General features: G+C 65.0%; 8 protein-coding genes and 2 pseudogenes. 7 read left to right on the forward strand and 3 right to left on the reverse strand.

Translation table 11 applies throughout. The annotated features are described in order from the left end of the window. Positions 1 to 85: 85 nt before the first annotated feature. The 3 genes and pseudogenes from recF to ACQKDV_RS00365 form a co-directional block, all read right to left on the reverse strand. Complete coding sequence (gene recF, locus ACQKDV_RS00355; RefSeq protein WP_427781819.1) at positions 86 to 1,180, reverse strand: DNA replication/repair protein RecF; 1,095 nt, start codon at positions 1,178 to 1,180, stop codon at positions 86 to 88. Between the two features lie 876 nt (positions 1,181 to 2,056). Continuing rightward, positions 2,057 to 3,157, reverse strand: coding sequence for a DNA polymerase III subunit beta (gene dnaN / locus ACQKDV_RS00360; protein ID WP_005411731.1), 1,101 nt, complete (start codon positions 3,155 to 3,157; stop codon positions 2,057 to 2,059). A gap of 275 nt (positions 3,158 to 3,432) precedes the next feature. Further along, a pseudogene (locus ACQKDV_RS00365) lies at positions 3,433 to 3,729 on the reverse strand (helix-turn-helix domain-containing protein); the annotation flags it as partial. Between ACQKDV_RS00365 and ACQKDV_RS00370 the strand changes: the two are divergent. From ACQKDV_RS00370 to ACQKDV_RS00400, 7 genes and pseudogenes are all read left to right on the forward strand, one after another. Then, positions 3,721 to 4,434, forward strand: a pseudogene (locus tag ACQKDV_RS00370) (MinD/ParA family ATP-binding protein); the annotation flags it as partial. The pseudogenes ACQKDV_RS00365 and ACQKDV_RS00370 sit on opposite strands and share 9 nt — an antisense overlap. After that, complete coding sequence (locus tag ACQKDV_RS00375) at positions 4,431 to 5,174, forward strand: RNA polymerase sigma factor FliA (protein WP_427781820.1); 744 nt, start codon at positions 4,431 to 4,433, stop codon at positions 5,172 to 5,174. The pseudogene ACQKDV_RS00370 and the gene ACQKDV_RS00375, both read left to right, overlap by 4 nt. 56 nt (positions 5,175 to 5,230) lie before the next feature. Next, positions 5,231 to 5,623, forward strand: coding sequence for a chemotaxis response regulator CheY (cheY, locus tag ACQKDV_RS00380; protein ID WP_324807031.1), 393 nt, complete (start codon positions 5,231 to 5,233; stop codon positions 5,621 to 5,623). After that, a complete protein-coding gene (locus tag ACQKDV_RS00385; protein ID WP_427781821.1) occupies positions 5,623 to 6,228 on the forward strand; it encodes a protein phosphatase CheZ in 606 nt (201 codons plus the stop codon). Before cheY ends, ACQKDV_RS00385 begins: the two co-directional genes overlap by 1 nt. Before the next feature lie 2 nt (positions 6,229 to 6,230). Further along, positions 6,231 to 8,054 (forward strand): chemotaxis protein CheA, encoded by a 1,824-nt coding sequence (locus ACQKDV_RS00390; RefSeq protein ID WP_427781822.1) that lies wholly within the window; start codon positions 6,231 to 6,233, stop codon positions 8,052 to 8,054. Between the two features lie 102 nt (positions 8,055 to 8,156). Continuing rightward, positions 8,157 to 8,897: a flagellar motor protein gene (locus tag ACQKDV_RS00395; protein ID WP_427781823.1), complete on the forward strand. Its 741-nt coding sequence runs from the start codon at positions 8,157 to 8,159 to the stop codon at positions 8,895 to 8,897. Between the two features lies 1 nt (position 8,898). Continuing rightward, a partial coding sequence (locus ACQKDV_RS00400; RefSeq protein WP_427781824.1) for a flagellar motor protein MotB occupies positions 8,899 to 9,096 on the forward strand: 198 nt, incomplete at its 3' end.

Here is a 9,096-nt window from a genome sequence, read left to right on the forward strand (position 1 = left end):
GGTCACCGCACGAGGCGATGCGCCGGGTAAGAAGGGGTGCAACCTGAATTATACCAGCCGGGCCTTGCTGGCCCTGATGTAGCCACTATGGCACAGCCATGATCTGTGCATGTTCCACGTGGAACCGGGCGATGTCGGTGAGGTCCACCAACGCCGCCGGGGTTTCAGTCGCCGTAACGAAGATCTGCGCCGGACCGGCCAGGAGCCGCTCCAGAACTCGGGCCTGATGAGTGCGGTCCAGTTCCGATGCCAGGTCGTCCAGCGCGATGACCGGCCACTGACCGCGCTGTTCAGCGTAGTCCTCGGCCTGCGCCAGCAGGCAGGCGAGGGCGGTCAGCTTGGCCTGGCCTCGGGAAAGGGCATCCCGGCCGGGGATGCTGTGGAAAACCACACTCCAATCGGCCCGGTGCGGGCCTACCGAGGTGTAGCCAGCCTGGCGGTCGCGTTCGCGGGCCAGCAGCAGGGCATCAGCGAGCGGAAGTTCGTGTCGCCGCCACCCGGGGCTGAGATCCAGGCCCTGGATACCCAGCTGCGGTGCCAGGTCCGCTGCCAGGGCGATGGCCCGTTCCTGCAGCCGTTCAAGGTAGTGCTGCCGGCGGCTGGTCAGCGGCTCGCCGGCCTCGGCCAGCTCGTGGTCCCAGGTATCCAGCATCCGCGAGGTCCCTCCCTGTTTCAACAGCGCATTGCGTTGCTTGAGGGCTCGGGAATACCGGCGCCACAGAGAAAAAAAGTCTGGTTCCACGTGGAACAGGCCCCAATCGAGGAAACGACGGCGCGGCTCGCCCCCACCGCTGACGAGGGCATGGCTGCCCGGTTCAAATGTCACCACCGCCAACGCCGCACAGAGATTGCCAAGCTGGGCAACGTCTTCGCCATCCAGACGACCCTTCCAGTCCTGCCCGCTATGGCGAAGGCCCGCCTTGCGACGATGCGGAGGATGATCGGCGCGCTGTTCCTCCCATTCCACAAAGATTTCCAACGCTTCCTGGCCCTGGCGGACCAGGCCATCGCGCACCCGACCACGGAAACTACGGCCATAGGCCATCAGGTGCAGCGCCTCGAGCACGCTGGTCTTGCCTGCGCCATTGTCACCGGTCAGCAGGTTCAATCCCGGCTGGGGCGACAGTTCCACGGCACTGAAGCGGCGCAGTTGGTTCAAGGCAAGGCGGCGGATCAGCATGGGACGCAGGGGACCATCCGCGCAGGGCGGTAGCAAGGCAGGGAATCCATCAGCTTACTGCATCGGTCAAGACCACCGCCGGTGGCGCCGTTGTGCCGGCCAGTGCGGTAGGACGATCCATTGACAGGCAGTTCCGCATGGAAAGTGCAGCCATCTTGTCACCCCGGCAGTCAGTCCTGGGGCGCATGAATTCGTTCAATTCTGCGTACCTCAGCAGGGCCCTCGCCCGCAGAATTCAACGAATCCGCGGCACTGCCGACCGCGCCCGCCACGCCGCTGACTCCCATCAGTTTCCCTCCGCTGCGGTTTCCTTGAAATCTGCCAGGCCGGGCAGCGGAGCGTTCCACAGATTTGAAGGAATTCATGTCGCTCGTTCCACGCTATCCACAGCGGGTCTGTATGACTTATGCACAAGGGAGGGGCAATCTGTGGATAAAAAACGCCCTTTCAGCAGCCCGGAAAATTATCCACAGCTTCCCCCCCAGCCCCAAGGGCCTCTATACAGGGGGTTTCATGCCTATAAACCGTATTTAAATCAATAAGATAACCATGTTTTCCACGAATTCTGGCCCTACCATCACCACCAAGCTTTTGATTTATACCCAGATTTAAAAGCTAGGGCGGGGCGCATATACCAGAAATCAGGGCTGTGGATAGCAGCGTCAGCAGGACCCAGGTCCCGTTGATGAGAGGATTGGCGAATCGGCGAAGCCACCCACCGGGCTGGAGCAGACGACGCTTCCCCCCCCGACCGACCGGACAACCTGGAACATTCCCACAGAAATAGCATCACCCGCATCAATGCTCCACGTGGAACAAAAAAAAACGCCCGGATAAGCCGGGCGTCTTCGTGTTTCACGTGGAACAGCGCAAACGTCAGAGACGCAGCGGCATGACCACGTGGCGCGACTTCTCGCTGCTGGACTCACGCACCAGCGCCGAGGAGTTGGAGTCGCGCAGCTGGATGATCACTTCCTCGTCGCGCAGGGCGGAGAGGGCATCCAGCAGGTAGTTCACGTTGAAGCCGATGGCGAGATCGCTGACCGTGGTGTCGGCTTCGATCTCTTCCTGGGCTTCTTCCTGCTCCGGGTTGTGCGCGCTGATCTTCAGGTTGCCCGGAGAGACTTCCACGCGGATACCGCGGTACTTCTCGTTGGACAGGATCGCGGCGCGCTGCAGCGAGGCACGCAGTGCTTCGCGATCAACCTTCACTTCGCGGTCGGCGCCAATCGGGATCACCGCCTCGTAGTCCGGGAAACGGCCGTCGATCAGCTTCGAGGTGAAGGTGACATCGTCGCGCTTGACGCGGACGTGGCTGCGGCCGACTTCCAGCTCGATCTCGCGATCGCCGCTTTCCAGCAGGCGCTGCAGTTCGGTCACGCCCTTGCGCGGCACGATGATCTGGCGCTTGGAACCGCTGGGCTTGGCCAGGTCGGTTTCACAAAGGGCCAGGCGGTGGCCGTCGGTGGCGACGGTACGCAGGGCATCACCGCGCAGATCGAACAGCAGACCGTTGAGGTAGTAGCGCACGTCCTGCTGGGCCATCGCGAAAGCGGTGCGTTCGATCAGCTCCTTCAAGGTCGCTTCGCCGATGGCTACGCGCTCGGTGGCCTCCACTTCGTCCACCGACGGGAAGTCGTTGGACGGCAGCGTTGCAAGGGTGAAGCGGCTGCGACCTGCCTGCACGGTGATCTTGTCACCGGTCTGCGAGACGGTAATCCGGCTGCCGTCGGGCAGGGCGCGGATGATCTCGAACAGCTTGCGGGCGGGAATGGTGGTTTCGCCGTCCTGGGCGTCTTCAACCGCGATCCGCGACACCATCTCCACTTCCAGGTCGGTACCGGTCAGCGACAGCTGGCCGTTCTGCACCTGGACCAGGAAATTGGCCAGAACCGGAAGGGTCTGGCGGCGTTCGACCACGTTGACGACCTGTGCCAACGGCTTGAGAAAGGCTTCGCGCTGCAGTGTGAAACGCATGTGGTTCCGTGCCCCTATGCTTTAAAAAATGTGGAATAAATCAAAAGCTTGGTGGTGCTGGTAGAGACAGAATCGCTGGAAAACAATGCTAAGTATTTGTAATGTAAAGAGTTTTCAGCCTCGAAACCCTCTGCATTACTGTCCGTCAGGGGGTGGGGAAAGCTGTGGATAAATTCGACGCGTTTGCCGACGCCAATTTTATCCACAACTCATCCCGCGCTTGCTACCGGATTCTGCACCGTTTTGTGCGATGACGCCTCATCAGCGTCCGTGCATCATTCGCTCAGCTTCCGGATCAGCTTGTCCCAGTCCTCGCGGAGCTTGCCGTCGGTCTCCATCAGGGTGCGGATCTGGCGGCAGGCATGCAGCACCGTGGTGTGATCGCGACCGGCAAAGGCATCGCCGATCTCAGGCAGGCTGTGCTCGGTCAGTTCCTTGGTCAGGGCCATGGCGACCTGGCGTGGGCGGGCCAGCGAGCGGGTCCGGCGCTTGGACAGCAGATCCTTGATCTGCAGCCCGTAATAGTCGGCAACGGTTTTCTGGATGTTGGGAATGCTGATCGCCTGCTGCTGGACGCCGACCTGGGCCTGGCCAACATCGACGTCATCCTCGGCCTGAACCCCACCTTCACCCTGGCCGACCTGGTGGCCGGCCGCTGCAGCCTGGAAGACGTGATCATCGAGGGCCCCAACGGCGTGCTGGTGGTCCCGGCCGCCTCCGGCCGCCGGCACATGGCCGAACTGGCCCCGGCCGAGCATGTCGGCCTGGTCAACGTGTTCTCCGAACTGGAACGCGAGCTGGACATCATGGTGGTGGATACCGCTGCCGGCATCACCGATGGCGTGCTGACCTTCTGCCAAGCCGCACAGGACACGGTGGTGGTGGTCTGCGATGAACCGGCCTCGATCACCGACGCCTATGCGCTGATCAAGGTACTGTCGCGCGAACGCGGCGTGGACCGCATCCAGGTGGTGGCCAACATGGTGCGCGACCCCAACGAGGGCCGCGTACTGTATGAAAAGCTGAGCCGGGTCTGCGAGAAATTCCTCGCCGATGTCTCGCTGAACTACCTCGGCTGCGTGCCGCAGGACGACTGGCTGCGCCTGTCGGTGCAGCGCCAGCAGCCGGTGGTCAAAGCCTACCCGTCCAGCCCGGCCGCGCTGGCGATCACCGAGATCGCCCGCCGCACCGCCCGCTGGCAGGCGCCCACCGAACCGCGCGGCGGCGTCGAATTCTTCCTCGAACGCATCCTCAAGCAGCGTGGGGTGACCGCATGAAAGGCGCAGCCCAGTACAAGGAAGTCCAGCGCTCGACCGCGACCGACGTCATCACCCAGCACTCGGACCTGGTGCGGCGCATCGCCCACCACCTGGCCGCGCGCCTGCCGGCCAGCGTGGAGGTGGACGACCTGATCCAGGCCGGCATGATGGGCCTGATCGAAGCCTCGCGCAGCTACGACGCCGACCAGGGGGCCTCGTTCGAGACCTACGCTTCGATCCGCATCCGTGGCTCGATGATCGATGAGATCCGGCGTGGCGACTGGGTACCGCGCTCGGTGCACCGCCGGGCCCGCGATGCTGCGGCCACCATCCGTCGCCTGGAGCAGAGCAGCGGACGGGCCGCCAGCGCCACCGAAGTGGCTGCGGCCATGGACATGCCCCTGCCCGAATACCTGCGCCTGATGGAGGACGCCTCGCGCGGGCAGGTGCTGAGCCTGGAATCACGCATCGAGGACCAGGGCGAGCTGGACACCGTGGCCCAGGGTGGCCCAACCCCGCAGCAGGTGCTGGAACGTGGCGAATTCGGCCGCGAGCTGGGCAAGGCCATCGGCCTGCTGCCCGAGCGCGAACAGCTGGTGCTTTCGCTCTATTACGAGCAGGAGCTGAACCTGAAGGAGATCGGCGCGGTGCTCGGCGTGAGCGAATCGCGGGTCTGCCAGATCCACGGCCAGGCCGTGCTGCGCCTGCGCGGCCGCCTGAAAACCTTCGAGGCCGCCGACGCGGGCCTTGAAGAATGACATGAACGAGTCGGCTGCCCCCGGCCCCTCGGAATGAACACCAAAGGAACTCTGCTTTGAACAAGAACATGCGCATCCTGATCGTTGACGACTTCTCGACCATGCGTCGCATCGTCAAGAACCTGCTGGGCGATCTGGGCTTCACCAATACCGCCGAAGCCGAGGACGGGCATGCCGCGCTGTCGATGCTGCAGAGCCAGCCGTTCGATTTCGTCGTCACTGACTGGAACATGCCAGTGATGACCGGCATCGAGCTGCTCAAGGCCATCCGTTCCGATGCCAAGCTGAAGACCCTGCCGGTGCTGATGGTGACCGCCGAAGCCAAGCGCGAGCAGATCATCGAAGCGGCCCAGAGCGGCGTCAACGGCTACATCATCAAGCCGTTCACCGCCCAGACCCTGGAAGAAAAGCTGGGCAAGATCTTCGAACGCCTGGCGGCCAGCGCCTGATGGATACCCCGGCCGACAGAAGCGCCCTCGCCCTGCGCCTGCAGGAAGCCCTGGATGCCCTGGAGTCAGGCGACGAGACCGCCTGGCGCCAGCGCATCGACAGCCTGGTGGCCGCGCGCACCCAGCCGATGATGAGCGGCCTTTCGCGGCTGGCGCGCGAGCTGGGCCAGGCGCTCGGCGAGCTGCCCACCGTGCCCGACGAGGCCGGCGAGCTGGACGATGCCTGCGCGCGCCTGGACCACGTGGTGGCAATGACCGAACAGGCCACCCACCGTACCCTGGACCTGGCCGAGGAATGCCGGGCCCTGACCGAACAGCTGCGCGCCGATGGCCTGCGGCCGGGCCAGGACGTGCAGCTGGAGCGCATCCGCCACAACCTGACCGAGATCGCGCTGACCCAGAGCTATCAGGACCTGACGGGCCAGATCATCCGTCGCGTGGTCGGCATCGTCCGCCGCGTGCACGAAGGCTTCGGCGCACTTGGGCTGCCGCCGGAACAGCATCGCACCGACCCGGAACTGGCCGGGCCGGCACTGAAGGGGCTGGACCGCCACGCGGTCTCGCAGAACGACGCCGACGACCTCCTGTCGGATCTGGGGCTGTAAGCATGAGCGCTGTTGCCGACGACATCACTGCCGATTTCATCATCGAGGCCCAGGAAATCCTGGATCGCCTGGGCGAACAGCTGGTGTCGCTGGAACAGGCACCGCAGGACAATGACCAGCTCAACGCGGTCTTCCGTGGTTACCACACGCTGAAGGGCGGCGCGGGTTTCCTCGGCATCACCGCCATGGTCGAGCTGTGCCACGCCGCCGAAGAAGCGCTGGGCGCGGCCCGTGCCGGCCAGGCCGTGCTGCAGTCCGGTCATTTCGATGCTGCCCAGCAATCGCTGGATTACCTGCAGTCGATGCTCGATGCGGTGTCGTCCGGCACTGAGCCGGGCTATGCGCCGCCGGACCTGATTGCCCAGTTCGAGGTGCACGGCGGGGCCGCGCCCGCACCGAGCGCCGCCGCAGCGCCTGCCGCCACGGGCAGCGACCTGATCACCGACGACGAATTCGAAGCCCTTCTCGACCAGCTGCACGGCGGCAACGCGCCGACCGCCGTCGCTGCGCCGAAGAAGGCCGACGATGGCCTGATCAGCGAAGACGAGTTCGAAGCCCTGCTCGACCAGCTGCATGGCGGCGCGGCCCCGGGCTCGAAGCCGGTGGCCGTGGTGCCGGCGACCGCCCCGCCCGCGCCGACCCCGCGCGCCGCGCCCAAGCCGGCCGCGAACAAGCCGGTGGCCGAGGCCGAACACACCGTGCGCGTGGACACCAAGCGCCTGGATGCCATCGTCAACCTGATCGGCGAACTGGTGCTCTCACGCAACCGGCTCAAGACCCTGCGCACCCGGCTGCGCGATGAGGAGCTGGACCGCGCCGTGTCCACGCTGGACATCGCCACCGCACGCCTGCAGTCGGCGGTGATGCGTACCCGCATGCAGCCGGTCGGCAAGGTGTTCTCGCGCTTCCCCAAGGTCGCCCGCGACGTCGCCCGTTCGCTGCAGAAGGAAGTAGACCTGGAGCTGATCGGTGCGGAGACCGAGCTGGACCGCAACCTGGTCGAGGCGCTGGCCGATCCGCTGGTGCACCTGGTGCGCAACGCCATCGACCACGGCGTGGAAATGCCCGACCTGCGCGAAGCGCAGGGCAAGCCGCGGATGGGCCATGTGCGCCTGTCCGCACAGCAGGAAGGCGACTACGTCAGCATCGAAGTGCAGGACGACGGTGCCGGCATCGATCCGGAAAAGCTGCGCGCCAAGGCGCGCGAGAAGGGCCTGATCGACCCGGAAGCCGCCGCCCGCCTGAGCAGCGAGGAGTGCCTGCACCTGGTGTTCCTGCCCGGATTCTCCACCAAGCAGCAGGTCACCGACATTTCCGGCCGTGGCGTCGGCATGGACGTGGTGCAGTCGCGCATCCGCGAACTGAGCGGGCAGATCCAGATCCAGTCCGAACTGGGCCGGGGCAGCCGTTTCCTGATCCGCGTACCGCTCACCCTGGCCATCCTGCCAACGCTGCTGGTGCAGGCCGGCGAGGATGTCTATGCCCTGCCGCTGGCCCGCGTGATGGAGGTCCTGCACGCGCCGCGCACCTCGCTGGGCTGGTTCGATGGCCGTGCAGTGCTGGACCGGCGCTCGCATACCCTGCCGCTGGTCGATCTGCGCCAGTGGCTGGATGTGACGCCGGCCGCCTCCACCCTGATGACCATTGTCGTCCTGCAGGCCGGTGAAGCCCGCTTCGGCCTGGTCGTGGACCAGGTGCGTGGCCGCGAGGAAGTGGTCATCAAGCCACTGCCCAAGGCTCTGCGCGGCCTGCGCGGTTATGCCGGTGCCACGCTGATCGGCGATGGTCGAATGGCGCTGATCCTGGACGTGGACGGCCTGCGCTGAACCCCCGCCGGGCATGGCCCGGCGACCCGAAAACTGTGACTACCGTCTGTACGCGATCACCCGGTGTCTCAAGTCCCATTCACACACGCCGATACCGGACCCATGGATAGACTCAGCCTCATTGGACTCTTTCTGGCCCTGGCCTCACTGGTCGGCGGCAGCATCCTGAAGGGCGCCGGCCTGGCCTCGCTGTGGTCGCCGGCGGCCTTCGTGATCGTGATCGTCGGCACCGTGGCGGCCATCCTGCTGCACACCGCACCGGCGGTGTTCAAGCACGCCTTCAGGATCGTGCGCTGGGTCGTGCGCCCGCCGCACAGCGACCGTCACGAACTGATCAAGCAGATTGTGGAGTGGAGCAACATTGCCCGCCGCCAGGGCCTGCTGGGCCTGGAATCGCAGGTGGAAGCGCAGCAGGACCCGTTCCTGCGCAAGGGCCTGCAACTGCTGGTCGATGGCGTGGAGCCTGAATCGATCCGGCACATGCTGGAAATCGAACTGGGCAGCCAGGAACACCAGGACCAGGCCGGTGCCAAGGTCTTCGAGGCCATGGGCATCTATGCACCCACGCTGGGCATCATCGGCGCCGTGCTCGGCCTGATCGCGGTGATGAAGAACCTGGCCGACCCCAGCAAGCTGGGCCACGGCATCGCCGCCGCGTTCACCGCCACCATCTACGGCATCGCCTCGGCCAACCTGCTGTTCCTGCCCATCGCCGCCAAGCTCAAGGGCGTGATCGCTCACACCACCCGCGACCGCGAAATGGTCATCGAAGGCCTGATCTCGATTGCCCAGGGCGAGAACCCGCGCAACATCGAAACCAACCTCACCGGTTTCCTGCACTGACATGGCCCGCCGCAAGCACCACGAAGAGCACGCCAACCACGAGGCATGGGCCATCCCCTATGCCGACCTGATGACGTTGCTGCTTGCCTTCTTCGTGGTCATGTATGCCATCTCCTCGGTCAACGAGGGCAAGTACCGGATCATGGCCGATGCCCTTACCGATGCCTTCGGCGGTGCACCGCGCACCATCAATCCGGTG

It is taken from the genome of Stenotrophomonas sp. NPDC077659 (assembly GCF_050268705.1).
Taxonomy (GTDB): Bacteria; Pseudomonadota; Gammaproteobacteria; order Xanthomonadales; family Xanthomonadaceae; genus Stenotrophomonas.